A 14,575-nucleotide genomic window follows, 5' to 3' on the forward strand; every position below is an offset into this window, starting at 1 on the left:
TCGAGCACGAACTCCCCCACTGCCCGTTCGGTTGCTGCTCAAGCCCCGGACGGCCGGTACCACGCAGACAAGTGGCGGCATGACCGGACCCAGCACTCCAGGGCTGGGCGGAGTCCACGCTGAGGCGACCAGTACGAGTACGGTGTCCGGGCGTGGTTGACCTGCCGACTGGAGCGCGGTCACGTGCAGGCCCGACACCGAGCTGGTCGCCACCACCGAGGAACTCTGACGCGCGCCTCCTTGGCCGTGATCATGCTCGTTCGGGGCTCATGACACGTTTCTTAGCGGCACCCCTTTATCCGGGCCGGAATCGTGGATCCGCTTGAAACCGGTGTCGAATGCGTGTTCTATGTGGGGTGTGGGTTGGGACGCGCTTTCGCTCGTGGACGTGGCCGACGAGCGCCCGGTGATCGAGCGACGCGCGCTCGTGCGGGGCGCGTTCTACGAGACGCAGGCCCGCACGATGATCGAGAAGGTCCCGGCGAGCGCGGGCATCACCGAGCGGTGGGCGGTCAGCCCCTACCGCGGGTGCGCGCACGCCTGCCGCGGGTGCGGCGCCAGGCGCGCCCACCGCGGGCTCGGTCTCGACGCCGGGCGCGACTTCGACACCCGCATCGTGGTCAAGGCCAACGCCGCGCCACGCCTGCGGGCCGAGCTGCGGCGCTGGCCGGGCGAGCCGGTCGCGATCGGCGTCGGCGGCGACTGCTACCAGGAGGCCGAGGACACCTACCACCTGATGCCGCCGCTGATCGCCGCGCTGGCCGAGGCGGGCGTGCCGTTCACCGTCTACACCAAGAGCCCGCTGGCGCTGCGCGACGCGGAGCTGCTGGCGGCCGCGGGGGCGCGGGTGGCGGTGTCGATCGCGTTCGTCGACGAGCAGATCAGGCGCGCCGTCGAGCCCGGCGCGCCGACGGCGCAGCGCCGCCTGGAGCTGGTGGCGGCCCTGGCCGAGGCGGGCGTGGAGTGCCGGGTGCTGATGGCGCCGGTGCTGCCGCTGCTGAGCGACGCCGCCGACCAGCTGGCCGCGACCGTACGGCGCATCGCCGCCGCGGGCGCCTCGGGGGTGGAGCCGGTCGTGCTGCGCCTGCCGAACGGCCCGCGGCAGTGGTATCTGGCCTGGCTGGAGCGGGCGCATCCGGCGCTGGTGGAGCGCTACGCCGAGCTGTACGACAAGGCGGGGATGCCGGCGCCCGGCTACGAGGCGCGCATCACCGGCCAGATCGCGCAGCTGGCCCAGGCGTACGGCATGCGGTGCGGGCCGGCCCCCTCCCCCGCTCGCCGCCCTCCGCAGGTTGACCAGCTCGCCCTGGTCTGAGCCCGCATCCGAGGCGTGTCGGCCCTTGAGCAGCAACCAACAGGGCACGGCCGCCTATCTGCTCTTCGAAGGGGGCGGCTATGTTGGCCATATGGCGTCTGACTTCGAGGCGCAGTTGCGAGCGGTTTCGTTGCGCGTGACCCGGCCGCGGTTGGCAGTGCTCGCCGCGCTGTACGATCACGCGCACGTCGACACCGACACGGTGATCGCCCTGGTACGGGCCAAACGATCCGGCAGTTCGGAGGAAGCAGATGAGCGACACCCAGGACAACGCCCCCTCCAGCGCACAGGGCGTGGACCAGAAGGCGGCGGCCGGCTTCCCGGTCGCGCATGACTCCGTGACCGCGCATGGCAGCGAGAGCGAGAACCCGGCAATCGACTCGCCGACTCCGAAGACCGGCGGTCGTCCGCGCACGAACCGGGACTGGTGGCCCAACCAGCTCGACCTCTCGGTGTTGCGTGCGCACTCGTCCAAGGGCAACCCACTGGCAGAGGGCTTCAGCTATGCCAAGGAGTTCGAGAAGCTCAACGTCGAGGCCCTCAAGCAGGACATCTTCGAGGTGCTCACCACCTCGCAGGACTGGTGGCCGGCCGACTTCGGCCACTACGGCGGTCTCATGATCCGGATGAGCTGGCACGCCGCGGGCACCTACCGCATCCACGACGGTCGCGGCGGGGCCGGCGATGGCGCTCAGCGTTTCGCCCCGCTCAACAGCTGGCCCGACAACGCCAACCTCGACAAGGCCCGCCGGCTGCTGTGGCCGGTCAAGCAGAAGTACGGCCAGAAGATCTCGTGGGCCGACCTGCTCGTGCTCGCCGGCAACGTCGCCCTGGAGTCGATGGGTTTCAAGACCTTCGGCTTCGGCTTCGGCCGCGAGGACGTCTGGGAGCCAGAAGAGATCTTCTGGGGTCCGGAGGACGCCTGGCTCGGTGACGAGCGCTACGCCACCGACACCGAGATGGTGCCGAACTTCGGCGCGACCGAGATGGGTCTCATCTACGTCAACCCGGAGGGTCCCCGCGGCAACGCGGACCCGGCTGCGGCGGCGCATTTCATCCGCGAGACCTTCCGACGGATGGCGATGAACGACGAGGAGACTGTCGCTCTCATCGCCGGCGGCCACACGTTCGGCAAGACCCACGGCGCCGGCATCGCGGACGGCCACGTGGGGCCGGAGCCCGAAGGCGCGCCGCTGGAGGCGCAGGGCCTGGGCTGGCTGAGCAGCTACGGCGCCGGCAAGGGCGGTGACACGATCACCAGCGGTCTCGAGGTGACGTGGAGCGACCGGCCGACGCAGTGGAGCAACCGTTTCTTGGAGATCCTCTTCGGCTACGAGTGGGAGCTCACCACGAGCCCCGGCGGCGCGAAGCAGTGGGTCGCGAAGGACGCCGAGGCGATCATCCCGGACGCCTACGACCCGTCGAAGAAGCACAAGCCGACGATGCTCACGACCGACCTGGCGCTGCGCATCGACCCGACGTACCAGAAGATCTCCCTCCACTTCCTGGAGAACCCCGACGAGTTCGCGTTGGCCTTCGCCAAGGCCTGGTACAAGCTGCTGCACCGCGACATGGGTCCGGTCAGCCGCTTCCTCGGACCGTGGGTCGCCGAGCCCCAGCTGTGGCAGGACCCAGTGCCGGCCGTCGACCACGAACTCGTGGGTGACGCCGACGTCGCTTCCCTCAAGGCGAAGGTTCTGGAGTCCGGCCTCACGACCGCTCAACTGGTCTCCACCGCCTGGGCCTCCGCCGCGAGCTTCCGGTCCACCGACAAGCGCGGCGGCGCCAACGGCGCCCGGCTCCGTCTCGAGCCGCAGCGCAGCTGGGAGGTCAACCAGCCCGAGCAACTGGCGACGGTCCTGGACACCCTCCAGAGCATCCAGCGCGAGTTCAACGAGGGCGGCGGCGCGAAGATCTCGCTCGCCGACCTGATCGTACTGGCCGGCTCGGCCGCCGTCGAGAAGGCAGCATGCGAGGCCGGCGTGGCAGTGACGGTGCCGTTCCGCCCGGGCCGCGCCGACGCCACTCAGGAGCAGACCGACGTCGAGTCCTTCCGGGTCCTCGAGCCGCGGGCCGACGGCTTCCGCAACTACGTGCGTTCCGGCGAGAAGACCCAACCGGAGGTGCTGCTCGTCGACCGTGCCTACATGCTCAACCTGACCCCGCCCGAAATGACCGTCCTTATCGGCGGCCTGCGTTCCCTCGGAGCCAACTTCGGCGGTACCCAGCACGGCGTCCTCACCGACCGGCCCGGCGTGCTCACCAACGACTTCTTCACCAACCTGCTCTCCCCGGGCGTCCGGTGGAAGGCATCGGACTCCGAGGAGCATGTGTACGAGATCCGCGACGTGGCCACCGATGAGGTGAAGTGGACCGCCACCGCGGTCGACCTCATCTTCGGCTCCAACTCCCAGCTACGAGCCCTCGCGGAGGTCTACGCCAGCCAGGACGCCCGCGACAAGTTCGTGACCGACTTCGTTGCAGCCTGGACCAAGGTCATGGAACTCGACCGGTTCGACCTCGCCTGATGCGGTGGGTGTCTGTCTCACCTGAAATGGCCTTTTCCGGGGAGCGGCGTACCGCCGGGGCGGTGCAGGCGGTCCCCCGGAGGCCGCCGACGCCGGCGATCAGCCCCAGTCGTAGGTCCGTAGCAGCGGGAAGGCCCGCCGCGACCATCGCGCGGCGGGCCTTCGTCATGTCGGGGGTCAGCCGCAGTGCACGTTGTTGAGCTCGCGGGTCACCCAGTCCGGTACCGTTCCGGCAACGTCAATACACTGGCCGGGCGCCGAGACGTACACCGGGCCGGCGTAGTACTTGAACTGCCCGGCATTGGTGTCTTCCCCGCTGCCGTCGCCTCTTGAGATCGTGACTCGCTTCCAGCTCGTGGTGTTGGCGTAAGGGCCGTAGCCGTAGGTCAGGGCGCAGTTCTTTCGGGCGCTGGAGCTGTAGTACACCTCCAGCGTGCCCGTGCGGGTCCCGTCCCCTCTGGAGATGGGGTAGACGCCGACCCGGGAGTAGCTGCTGCCGCAGGGGCCGGCGGCGCTGGCCGGAGCGGCGCCCACCACCAGCGTGGTAGAGGCAGCCAGGGCCGTGCCAGCCAGGAGGGTCGCCAGCTTACGTGTGCGCACGAATATCCTTTCGATTGCCATTGGTGTGATCATGGTTACCACTGGCTCACGGCCGCCACCCACGAGTCGTGCTCAATGTGACGGTTCGCACATTTGGGACTGGCCATCCGTTTGGCCACATCACCCGAGAATTGGCCAGATCAACGGAGATCCGACACGAGGCGGGTCAGCTCGGACGACGCTCAGGAGTCCTCGGGATGGACGCCCAGGTAGTCCTGGGCCGCGCCGCGAAGTTCGTCGGGTCGAACGATGACAGCGCGTCGTCCTGGAGGTCGACGGACGCCAGCACTACTCAACCGATGGACGGCCCGATAGCACCACGTACGCAGCCGGCATGAAGGGTGATCGAGGCCTCAAGCTCAGCGGATACGAGGTCTTCCGCTTCGGCACCGCCGAACTCGACGACCTCGCCCGGGCCCGTCCCCTGCTCCAGCAATTCTTCGCCGACCTGTCCGACAGGTTCGACGTCACCCTCTCCGCCGGCTGAGCTTGCCGTCTGGGTTGGCGCTGGGGCTGGGTCCAGGCAGTCGCCGAAAGTCCAACGGATATAGGTCTGACCGGCGCTGATGCGCCACGGACCTATGGTGGATGGAGAGCGTCATCAAGCCGCATCGGCGTTTCAGAGGAGGTCACGATGAGGGAGCACTTCGTCTGGGTGACGACGCGCCGCATCAAGCCGGGCACGTTGGAGGAGTTCGAAAGGGTATGGCGCCCGGACCCGTACCCGCAGGGTCTGCGCCACGCCTACGCGTACTGGTCCGAGGACCAACGGGAGATCACCGGGGTGTCGTTCTGGGATACGAAGGAGGCGTGCGACTCCTGGCGGACTTCCGAGGCCGAGACACATCGACGTGAAGCCATGGCCCCTTACGTCGTCGAGGAGCGGGAAGGCTTCTACCGCGGCCGCGAGCTCGCCGTCCCCGTACGGTAGTCACGGGCCGGCCGATCCCGCCCGAACGCCGCTGCCCGAGGGAGTCGGCGGCACGAGGCCCTAACCCGAGTCAAGCTGGGTGGCTCGCTACACCAGCTTCGAGGAGATGCTGGACCCGAAGGCACCGCCAACATCAAAAACGAAGATCACGAGCTTTGGAACGACAAGTCGCGTGCAACGACAACCCCGCGCAAGCCGCCTAACGCGACTTCTCGTTCGTATGCTCGTTGACCCTCGAGGAGCGCATCTGCTCGGGCGGGGTGCCGTGCCGGTAGACGGTCTCGGCGATGCCGAGGCCGGCGAAGATCTCCGTGGTGCGCTGGTTGAGCAGGTGTGCCTTGGGCAGCGCCGAGGTGGTCGGCAGCGCGCTGACGAGCAGGTGGTCGACGCCGAGCCGGGACAGCAGCATGGAGGCGGTCAGGCCGGCGCCGCCGCCGCCCACGATGAGCACGTCATGCATCGAATCTCTCCTTGAACAGCTCGCGGGCGTTGCGGTGGTTGATCGCCGCGTCGTCGGCCCAGGTGGTGAAGTACGCCACGGCGGGTTCGGGGGCGAAGGGCCAGTCGCTGCCGTAGAGGATGTGGCCCGGCCTGGCGAAGCCCTGCAGAACGGGGCTGGCCGACAGGGCGGTGTCGAAGTAGAAGCCGCGCAGGTCCCCCAGCACCTGGTTCAGGTCGCGGCCGGTCTCACCGAAGACCGTGAGCGCCAGGCGGTGGGCGGCGTAGGGAACGAATCCGCCGGCGTGGGCCAGGATGAAGCGGATGTTCGGGAGGCGCCGCGGCACGTCGTGCTTGACCAGGGTGAAGGCGGCGCGGGTGGTGTCGAGCAGGAAGTCGGCGGCGAACGGCGGGATGCCCTCCGCCACCGGTCCGGGCAGCTGGGCCGGATGGACGAACACGACCGCCGAAAGCTCGTCGAGCAGCGCCATGAGCGGGTCGAAGGCCGGATCGCCCAGGTAGCGTCCGTCGCTGTTGGCCAGCAGCATCACGCCGTCGGCCGCCAGCTCGCCGAGCGCGTACGACGCCTCGGTGACGGCGGCTTTCACGTCGGGCAGGGTCAGCGTGGCGAAGAACCCGAACCGGCCGGGGTGGTCGGTGACGAGCCGGGCGGCGTACTCGTTGGACTGCCGGGCCACGCGGGCGGCGTCGCTCCCGTCGCCCAGGTACGCGCCGGGCGTGGTCAGCGACAGGATGGCGGCGGCGATGCCCTGGCGGTCCATCAGCTCCAGCGCCTCGGCCGGGCTCCACGCCGGAAGCGGCCGCCCCCCGGGGCGTCGACGCCGTTCGCGCGCAGCCAGCGGGCGTACGGCTCGGGGACCATGTGCTGGTGCACGTCGATGCGGCCGGTGCAGTGCTCATGGATGACGTCGACAGGCTCAGTCATGTGCTTCTCCCTGGTCGAGGTAGCTGGCGCCGTAGACGCGCCCGATGGTGATCTCCAGGACGACGCGGTCCATGGCGCGCGTCCTGGCCGGTCAGGCAGGAGACGAACTTGGTGAACACCGGCGGCCCGGCCCCGGGCTCGATCTTCGACTCCTCGGCGTGATCGCGGTAGTTCACCCCGATCGTTGGAGGGTGTCCCGCCGGGAAAGGTCGCACACTTTGCGGGGAAGGCGCGGGTGACCGATGTCGCCGACCTGCGCAAGGTGACCGATGAGGACAAGCGGCTGACGCTGATCGTCAGTCTGCTGCACACGGTACGGAGCGGCGTCCGCGACGACGTGGTGACGATGTTCTGCAAGCGGATGGCTGCGATTCACAAGAAGGGCCGCGACCAGCTGGAGGCGCTACGGGAGATGCACCGCGCCGAGTCCGAACGCCTCTTGGGCGTGTTCGGTGACGTCTTGGACGGCTTTCGCGAGGCTCTCTCCCCGTCTGAACACCAGCTGTCTGGCGACGACAGCGCCACCGTGGCGACCACGCAGAGCAGTCCAGATGATGATGGCCAGGACGCGGTCGCCGAACGAGCGGGCCGTCTGGTGCTCAAAGCTCTCCAACTGGGTGGCGGAGTGGACGCGCTGGCCGCTGCGCACGAGGCGGTGTCGGCCCATCACGGCAACAACTACCTGCCGCTGCTGGACCAGTACTACCGCTCGCACCGCTCGGCCTTGTTCACCTTGGTGGACTCGATCGAGCTGGAGCCCGTCCCCGAGCAGATCACGGTGGAGCGAGACGTCCCGGACGGCGTCCCGGTGAACGTGACGTTATCGGTTGACGTGGACGCGTTCGCCTCGATGATGTGGCGGAAGATCCTCAAGGATCCCGACCGGCCGGGAATGCTGGTGCGCCGCCATCTGGAGGTGTGCGTGTTCTCCTACCTCGCGGCCGAGCTGCGATCGGGTGACATCGCCGTGGCGGGCTCGGATTCCTACGCCAACCTGCACGATCAGCTCATGTCCTGGCAGGAGTGCCAGCCACTGGTTGAGGAGTTCTGCGCCGAGGCCGGGCTGCCGACCGACCCGGCGGAGCTGACCGGCCACTACAAGAAGCTGCTGGCCGACACCGCCGCGGGGTGGACGCCGGCTACCCCGGCAACACCGACCTCGTACTGGAGGGCGGCCGACCGGTCCTTCGCCGACGCAAGGGCGCCGAGCGCAACAGCGATGCGCTCAATGGAGGAGGCCGTACATGACCGACTCCCGCAGCGCGACCTGCTGGACATCCTCACCCGCACCGCCTACCAGCTCGGCTGGCACCACCATTTTCGGGCCAGCCTCCGGCTCCGACACGAAGATCAAGGAGTCACTCGGCCGATACGTGTTGACCGTGTTCACCTACGGCACGCTGCTCGGCCCCGCCCAGGTTGCCGCGCATATGCGCGGTCAGGTCAGTGCCGCCGAACTCGCCCGGGCGGCGAACAAGCACGCCACCAGCGAGAAGATCGCCAAAGCCTCCACGATGGTGATCAACGCCTTCAACCAGCTCGACATCGCCTCAATGTGGGGCGACGGCAAGACCGTGGCCGCCGATGGCTCCCAGGTCGAAATGAGTCGCAGGCGCCGACGAGCTCGAAGCGCGTGATGCGGGGCGCCGGTCTGGCGTTCGTCTGCCCCTGCTCAGCCTTGAGTCAAGAATTTGGCAGGGTCGTCTTGTGTCGCAAGCGGCTCTCTAGCCGGGTGTGCCGCCGCGTTTGCTTCTTTCGGCGAGGCGCTGGACTTCCCCGATGTGTATGTCGCTTACCCACTCCCAGCCGGGCTTAGCCGATGGGCCGACCCGCGGGTCACTGGGAACACGGCCCTCACGCAAGGCGAGCACGTACGCCCGATCCAGCTCGATCCGCGCGTGTACCTGATCGGCTCCGCCGACTGACCCGTGGCCAGGTACGACGACATCGACGTCGCCTGCCACGCCCTCGAGCAGCCGCAGCCCGACGAAGTACTCCTCGATCGGGTCATTGGTGTCGTTCAAGTCGTCGAGCCCCGGGACCAAGACATCAGAGAGCATGTCGCCGGCGACGAGAACCCCGCGTTCCTCGATCAACAGCGCCGCATGGCCCGGGGCATGCGCCGGATGGTCAATAATCCGGACTCCAGGGCCATCCCATGGAATCTGCGCAGTTCCGGCGGGCAGGCCGGTGATGAGGCCGAACAGGTCCAGCGGTGTCTCGTCCGCGATTTCCGGCGGCAACCCCTCGGCGACGCGGGCCTTCCAGTCCGCGTTCGACCGCAGATCTCGCATATAAGCCGCGCAGCGGGCTGTACCGTAACGGGGCGCTTCGCCGAGCTCGGGGTGCCAGAGCACGTGATCCCAATCAGGATGCGTCGCGAAGCCCGCCACGACGGTCTGGCCCAACTCGCGAAGGTCGTTCGCGAGGCAGACCATTTCGTCGCCCGTTATTCCCGGGTCGATGAGCAACACGCCGGCCCGGCCCTGCACGACAACGGTGTTGTTCTGGAGTAGCTCGCTCTGGTGGACCAGCACACCCTCCGCGACCTGCGTCAGCATGGGGTTCCTTCCGCTTGTGGTTTGTAACCGCTCGTCGAGACCGTACTGCCTGCTCGTCCCCGCGACATCGTCTTCGGAGACCGCCGCCCGGCGCTCCGGCCGGTTCGCCCTACCGAACGGGGAGTGGGCGGTAGCGAACGTTGAGGGTGGTCACCTGGTCGTGGTCGTTGAGCAGTTCTAGATGGACGGGTTCGCCTCCTGGGTTGTTGAACAGCCGGACCCCGTCGCCGAGCAGTACCGGCACGATGTGGCCGGCGACGTCCTCGTCGTTCAGGGTGTTGACGTAGGCGCCGTTGGCGCACGGCGCGAGCGCGGCGGCGCATCGTCTGATCGCGGCGATCCGGGCCTCGTCCTCGTCACGACGTTTCGCATCAGATCGTTCCTTTCCCTGTCGTAAGGCCCGCAGCCCTGCTGCCGTTCACGTCGCGAGCCGACGTTGACGTGACGGAGGGCCGTTCGGATGGTTCTTGCTCTGTCGGTGTTCTCCAGCGCTCTCGGCGGATCAGGAGCAGCGCGGGCAGCATCGAGACCGCGACGAGGAGGAACGCGGTCGGGTACCCGATGAGGCCGACGACGAAGCCGACGCCGAGCGCGCCGACGGCCATCCCCACGTCGTACGCCGCGTTCCAGATCGCGCTCACCGGACCGTAGCCGGCGGTCGTCACCCGCGAGTACATGAGCGTCAGGGTCGCGTTCTGCAGCAGCCCGAAACCGAGCCCGAACGTCGTGGCGCCCACCAGCACGGTGACCGGTGAGCCGGTCAGGGCCAGCAGTGCCATGCCCGCCACCGACGCGATCACGCCGGGCGCGAGGAGGCGCACGTGGCCGTGGGTGTCGCCCAGCCGTCCGGCGATCCACTTGCTGCCGGTCGCCGCCGCCGAGTGCGCGAGCAATGCCGCCGGCGCCACCCAGGTCGCCGCTCCGCTCATGGCCAGGGGCAGGAACGTCGTCAGCGCCCCTACGGCGACGGTCGAGGCGGCGAACACGAGCGCCGGCCGGTTGAGGTCGGCGGAGCGCAGCCAGGTCAGCATCCCGCGAGGGCGGTCGGCGGCCGTCTCCTTCGCGGGCAGAAACGGGACGGTCACCAGTGCGAGTACGGGCGCGGCGGCGGTGGCGCCGAAGACCACACCGAAGCCGTACTGACCGGCGAGCCAGACGCCCGCGGGGAGCGCGATCAGGGTCGTGACGCCGGTGACCAGTCCGACGACGGCGAGGCCTTCGCCTCGGCGTTCGGCGGGGATGAGGAGCGCGGTCAGTGCCCCGCCGGCGACCACCACGATGGCGAAGCCGGCTCCCCTCAGGACGCAGGTCACGAGGAGCACCGACGGTGCCGGCGAGACCAGGAGCAGGAGCGTCGGTGGGCCGAGCAGCAGCAAGCCGACGGCGAGGGCCCACCGGTGTCCGAGGACGCGGATGATCCGCGGGCTGAGCAGTTCGACCCCCACAGTGGTGAGCAGCAGGGCGCCGGTGGCGAGCCCGCCTGTCGCCGCCGTCCCGGACTGCGCGGCGTACAGCGGCACCACGCCCAGGGGCAGGAAGAAGCCGATCGACGATGCCACCACGGAGACGAACCGCAAGGCGAGTGGCCGGGTGAGGATCCGCGGGCGGGTGGGCTCGGGCCGTCCTGTCGACCTGGTCGGCGCCGGGCACGTCACGATCGGTCCTCGTCATCCACCACGGCGTACAGGTGCTCGACCGACCCGTCCGGGAAGGTCCGGCTCGTGGTGAGCTGCAATTGCTGTCGCTCACTCTTCTCGGGCGTGAGCCGGAGCCCGTCGCCTAGGAGGATCGGCATCACGACGACGCCGAGCTCGTCGAGGGCGCCGATGTCGCGGAACGCCTGAATGGTGCGCTGCCCGCCGACCAGATGAACGTCGCCGTCGATGTCGGCTTCGCGCATCAGCCGCAGCAGCGTCGCCGGGTCGTCGGCCGCCACGACGTCGTCGGGTGTTCCGTCCGGGAGGGGCTGGCTGGTGAGGACGAACACCCGCAGGTTCGGCCACGGCCAGTGCGACGAACCGACCGCCGGCTCGAACGTGGTGCGTCCCATCATCACCGCGCCGCAGTCCGCGACGAGGTCGGGCAGGCCGTGGGAGACACCCGACTCGAAGTCGGGCGCGGTCAGGATGACGGGCAGGCCGTCCGGAGAGGCGATGAAGCCGTCGACACTCACGGCGATGTGGGTGCGGATGCGCATGAGGTCTCCGATGTCGGGTTCGGTCGATCGGCTGTCGCGCTCAGCTTGTCCGTCTCGCGGCCCGCCGACATCGGGCAGATGCCTTAGGTCTGATGAGATCACCTCTTCAGATCCGCCGCGCATGGGATCATCTGAGGGTGTCCGGTCGGCTGACGAGTCCCGTGCTGGTGGGGCGGGAACGCGAACGTGCGGCGCTGGCGGCTGCCCTCACCGCTGCCAGGTCCGGCGCGGCCGTGGTGCTGGTCGGCGGCGAGGCCGGGATGGGCAAGACCCGGCTCGTCCGCGAGTTCACCGGCGGCCTGGGCGCCTCCGCGCGCGTTCTCACCGGAGGTTGCACCGACCTCGGCGTCGACGGCTTGCCGTTCGGGCCGTTCGTCACGGCACTGCGCCGGCTGGTGCGCGAGCTCGACGCGCCACCGGTGACCGCGCTGCTGCCCTCCGGTGGCCGGCGCGGTCTGGCGCGTCTGCTGCCGGAGCTGGGCGTGGCGGATGACGAACCGGAGCCCGACCTCGGCCGCGCCCGGCTGTTCGAGGAGGTCCTGCTCCTGCTCGAGGGCGCGGCGCGACAACGGTCGCTGGTCCTCGTCCTGGAGGATCTGCACTGGGCGGACCGGTCGACCGGTGAGCTGCTGACGTTCCTCGCCACCAACCTGGGAGAGCCCGGTGTCCTCATCCTCGGCACGTACCGGCCGGACGAGATCGGCGGCACGCACCCGTTGCGACCGCTGGTCTCCCGCGTCGACAGCGTGCGCGGCATCAGCCTCGGCGGGCTGGACCGGGACGGCGTGGCCGAGCAGCTCGGCGAGCTCCTCGCGGCCCCGGCGGACGAGGCGTTCACCGAGCGGGTGTTCCTCCGCAGTGGCGGCAACCCGCTGTTCGTCGAGGCCCTCGTGACAGTCGGCGACGCGCCCGCCGCGTCGCTGTCCGACCTGCTGCTGGCCGATGTCGACCGGTTGCCCGACCTCAGCCGCCAGGTGCTGCACGCCGCCGCCGTCGCCGCTAGCCCGGTCGGTCACGCACTACTGGCGATCCTCGTCGAGATGGACGACCTCGCCTTCGAGGACGCGCTCCGGCCGCTGGTACGCCGACGGTTCCTGGACGTCGTCGAGGACGGGTACGCGTTCCGGCGCGACCTGATCCGCGAGGCGGTCTACGGCAGCCTGCTGCCGGGCGAGCGGGTGCGGCTGCACCGCGCCTGCGCCGAGGCCATCACCACCGACCCAGCCCTCGTCTCCGGCGATCGCGCGTACGCCGAGGTCGCCCTGCACTGGCACGCGTCGGGCGCACCCATCCGCGCCGCCGAGGCCGCCTGGCACGCGGCCGAGTCCGCGCGGCGGACCTACGCGTACGCCGAACAGCACCGCCTGCTCGACCGGGTGCTACGGACCTGGCAGCGCGTGCCGGACCTGGCGGACCGCCTCGGCGTGGACCGCGGCACCGTCGCCAGCCTGGCCGCCGAAGCTGCACTGAACGCCGGCGAGCTGGACACCGGCGTCGCCTCGGTGACCACCGCCCTAGCCGAACACCCCGATCCCGAGGTGGCCGCACACCTGCTCCGGACCCGCGCGGCGATGTACGACCGCAACGGGCAGGACCCGATGCCCGACCTGCACGAGGCGGTCCGGCTGCTCCCGACCGGCGCGGACACCCCGCTGCGCGGCGAGGTCCTGGCCGACCTCGCCATCGCGCAGCGGCATCACCAGCACGACGCGGAGGCGCGAACGACGGCCGAAGACGCGTTGCGGATCGGCCAGCGCACCGGCGACCGCGGCGTACAGGCTCGGGCACTCATCACGCTCGCCGCGGCCGACGCGGACCTGCCCACCGCGGTCGAGCTGTTCGAGCGGGCACGCACGGCCGCCCGGGACGCTGGCGCCGCCGACACCCAACTCGCCGTGGCCGTGACCGAATCGAACCGCCTGGAGGCCGCCGGCGAACATGGCAGAGCGGAGCAGGTCGCGCGGAGCGGAATCACCCTCGCCCGCGAGCTGGGACTGACCCGCACCCGCGGCACCCTCCTCGCCCCGAACTTGTCCGAGTCGCTGCTCTCCCTCGGCCGCTGGGACGAAGCCGAAGCGGTGTACCGAGAGGCGCTCGCCCAGTCGCCACCGCCGCTGTACCGCGCCTACCTCCAGATCATCCAGGCGACCGTCGACCTCAGACGCGGCGCACTCGACGCCGCGACCACGGCCGCGACGCAGGCGAGAGCAGTGATGCGTGAACCCAACCGGGGCGAGGAGACATGCCTCGAACCGGACCTACTGGACTGCCGACTCGCGCAGATCAGACAGGACGCCGGCGCGGTGACAGCGATCCTCGACCACGTCCTCACCGACCACGACCTCGCACGAAGCCCGCGCTACAGCTGGCCGCTGCTGACCACGGGCGCGCTCACCCTCGTCGGGCACCACGGCACCGGCGCCCTCCTCACCCGGATGAGCACGTACGCCGACACGCTCGCCGTCACCGGCCGACTCCAGCAGGCCCACCGACTCACCTTCCTCGCCGCGACCCGCCACGACGACACCGACGCATGGGCAGCGGCCATAGAGGCATGGCGCGACCTCGGACAGCCGTACCCGCTCGCCGAAGCACTGCTGCACTCCACCCGCGCCGCACTGGCGACACAGCACCGATCCACTGCGGCCGAGCTGATCACCGAAGCAGCGTCGATCGCCGAAGGCCTCGGCGCCGCCCCACTTCAACGCGAGATCCAACAACTCGCCACCCGAGCACGGATCACGACCAACCCGACCCGACCCGGCAACCCCGCAGGGCTGACCACCCGCGAGATGGAAGTGCTCGAGCTGGTGGTAGCCGGCCTGAGCAACCGAAAGATCGGCGAGCACCTGTTCATCTCCGCCAAAACCGCCGGCGTACACGTCTCCAACATCCTCGCCAAACTCACAGTCACAACTCGCCTCGAAGCCGCCGCCTGGGCCCACCGCAACCAACTCTTCAAAACCGAATAAACGCCACAGACACAGCCCTCGGATGCGCGTGACGGCGACCCAGTGCCAGCCTCAGACAGGACGGTCGTCTGGAGTTGGCCAGAGATC

At 69.5% G+C, this 14,575-nt stretch carries 15 protein-coding genes; 7 read left to right on the forward strand and 8 right to left on the reverse strand.

Annotated elements, in window-relative coordinates; genetic code table 11:
- The first annotated feature begins 388 nt into the window (after window positions 1-388).
- Entirely contained in the window at window positions 389-1,315 is a 927-nt protein-coding gene (locus H4W81_RS12495; protein ID WP_318781698.1) for a radical SAM protein, read from the forward strand.
- Window positions 1,316-1,566: 251 nt separating this feature from the next.
- Window positions 1,567-3,843 carry a catalase/peroxidase HPI gene (gene katG, locus H4W81_RS12505; protein WP_192774971.1) on the forward strand — a complete coding sequence of 759 codons (2,277 nt, stop codon included), beginning with the start codon at window positions 1,567-1,569 and terminating at the stop codon, window positions 3,841-3,843.
- Between the two features lie 177 nt (window positions 3,844-4,020).
- On the opposite strand, the gene H4W81_RS12510 is transcribed toward katG, so the two are convergent.
- Complete coding sequence (locus H4W81_RS12510) at window positions 4,021-4,464, reverse strand: hypothetical protein (protein WP_192774972.1); 444 nt, start codon at window positions 4,462-4,464, stop codon at window positions 4,021-4,023.
- Between the two features lie 313 nt (window positions 4,465-4,777).
- Here H4W81_RS12510 and H4W81_RS12515 point away from each other — a divergent pair, with 313 nt between their 5' ends.
- Window positions 4,778-4,930 (forward strand): hypothetical protein, encoded by a 153-nt coding sequence (locus H4W81_RS12515; protein ID WP_192774973.1) that lies wholly within the window; start codon window positions 4,778-4,780, stop codon window positions 4,928-4,930.
- Window positions 4,931-5,077: 147 nt separating this feature from the next.
- Complete coding sequence (locus tag H4W81_RS12520) at window positions 5,078-5,374, forward strand: hypothetical protein (protein WP_192774974.1); 297 nt, start codon at window positions 5,078-5,080, stop codon at window positions 5,372-5,374.
- Window positions 5,375-5,573: 199 nt separating this feature from the next.
- Here H4W81_RS12520 and H4W81_RS12525 read toward each other — a convergent pair whose 3' ends face one another.
- The 4 genes from H4W81_RS12525 to H4W81_RS49995 all read right to left on the reverse strand — a co-directional run bounded on the left by H4W81_RS12525 (window position 5,574) and on the right by H4W81_RS49995 (window position 7,473).
- A complete protein-coding gene (locus tag H4W81_RS12525) occupies window positions 5,574-5,834 on the reverse strand; it encodes an FAD-dependent monooxygenase (protein WP_192774975.1) in 261 nt (86 codons plus the stop codon).
- On the reverse strand, window positions 5,827-6,594 hold the full coding sequence (locus H4W81_RS12530) for an amidohydrolase family protein (RefSeq protein ID WP_264083152.1): 768 nt from the start codon (window positions 6,592-6,594) through the stop codon (window positions 5,827-5,829). Before H4W81_RS12530 ends, H4W81_RS12525 begins: the two co-directional genes overlap by 8 nt.
- On the reverse strand, window positions 6,594-6,758 hold the full coding sequence (locus H4W81_RS12535) for a hypothetical protein (protein ID WP_192774976.1): 165 nt from the start codon (window positions 6,756-6,758) through the stop codon (window positions 6,594-6,596). The genes H4W81_RS12530 and H4W81_RS12535 overlap by 1 nt, the downstream gene beginning before the upstream one ends.
- Window positions 6,759-7,161: 403 nt before the next feature.
- Window positions 7,162-7,473, reverse strand: coding sequence for a hypothetical protein (locus tag H4W81_RS49995; RefSeq protein WP_225958580.1), 312 nt, complete (start codon window positions 7,471-7,473; stop codon window positions 7,162-7,164).
- 529 nt (window positions 7,474-8,002) lie between these two features.
- Here H4W81_RS49995 and H4W81_RS50000 point away from each other — a divergent pair.
- Window positions 8,003-8,395 (forward strand): Tn3 family transposase, encoded by a 393-nt coding sequence (locus H4W81_RS50000; protein ID WP_225958581.1) that lies wholly within the window; start codon window positions 8,003-8,005, stop codon window positions 8,393-8,395.
- 87 nt (window positions 8,396-8,482) lie between these two features.
- On the opposite strand, the gene H4W81_RS12545 is transcribed toward H4W81_RS50000, so the two are convergent.
- Complete coding sequence (locus H4W81_RS12545; RefSeq protein WP_192774977.1) at window positions 8,483-9,319, reverse strand: MBL fold metallo-hydrolase; 837 nt, start codon at window positions 9,317-9,319, stop codon at window positions 8,483-8,485.
- 181 nt (window positions 9,320-9,500) lie between these two features.
- Here H4W81_RS12545 and H4W81_RS12550 point away from each other — a divergent pair, with 181 nt between their 5' ends.
- Entirely contained in the window at window positions 9,501-9,716 is a 216-nt protein-coding gene (locus H4W81_RS12550; protein ID WP_192774978.1) for a hypothetical protein, read from the forward strand.
- On the opposite strand, the gene H4W81_RS12555 is transcribed toward H4W81_RS12550, so the two are convergent.
- Window positions 9,691-10,974: an MFS transporter gene (locus H4W81_RS12555; protein WP_192774979.1), complete on the reverse strand. Its 1,284-nt coding sequence runs from the start codon at window positions 10,972-10,974 to the stop codon at window positions 9,691-9,693. The genes H4W81_RS12550 and H4W81_RS12555 overlap by 26 nt on opposite strands.
- On the reverse strand, window positions 10,971-11,639 hold the full coding sequence (locus tag H4W81_RS12560) for a dihydrofolate reductase family protein (protein ID WP_192774980.1): 669 nt from the start codon (window positions 11,637-11,639) through the stop codon (window positions 10,971-10,973). Before H4W81_RS12560 ends, H4W81_RS12555 begins: the two co-directional genes overlap by 4 nt.
- 14 nt (window positions 11,640-11,653) lie before the next feature.
- On the opposite strand from H4W81_RS12560, the gene H4W81_RS49270 reads away from it, so the two are divergent.
- Window positions 11,654-14,488, forward strand: coding sequence for a helix-turn-helix transcriptional regulator (locus H4W81_RS49270; protein WP_192774981.1), 2,835 nt, complete (start codon window positions 11,654-11,656; stop codon window positions 14,486-14,488).
- The last annotated feature ends 87 nt before the right edge of the window (window positions 14,489-14,575 follow it).

The organism is Nonomuraea africana (assembly GCF_014873535.1).
In the GTDB taxonomy this organism is placed as follows: domain Bacteria; phylum Actinomycetota; class Actinomycetes; order Streptosporangiales; family Streptosporangiaceae; genus Nonomuraea; species Nonomuraea africana.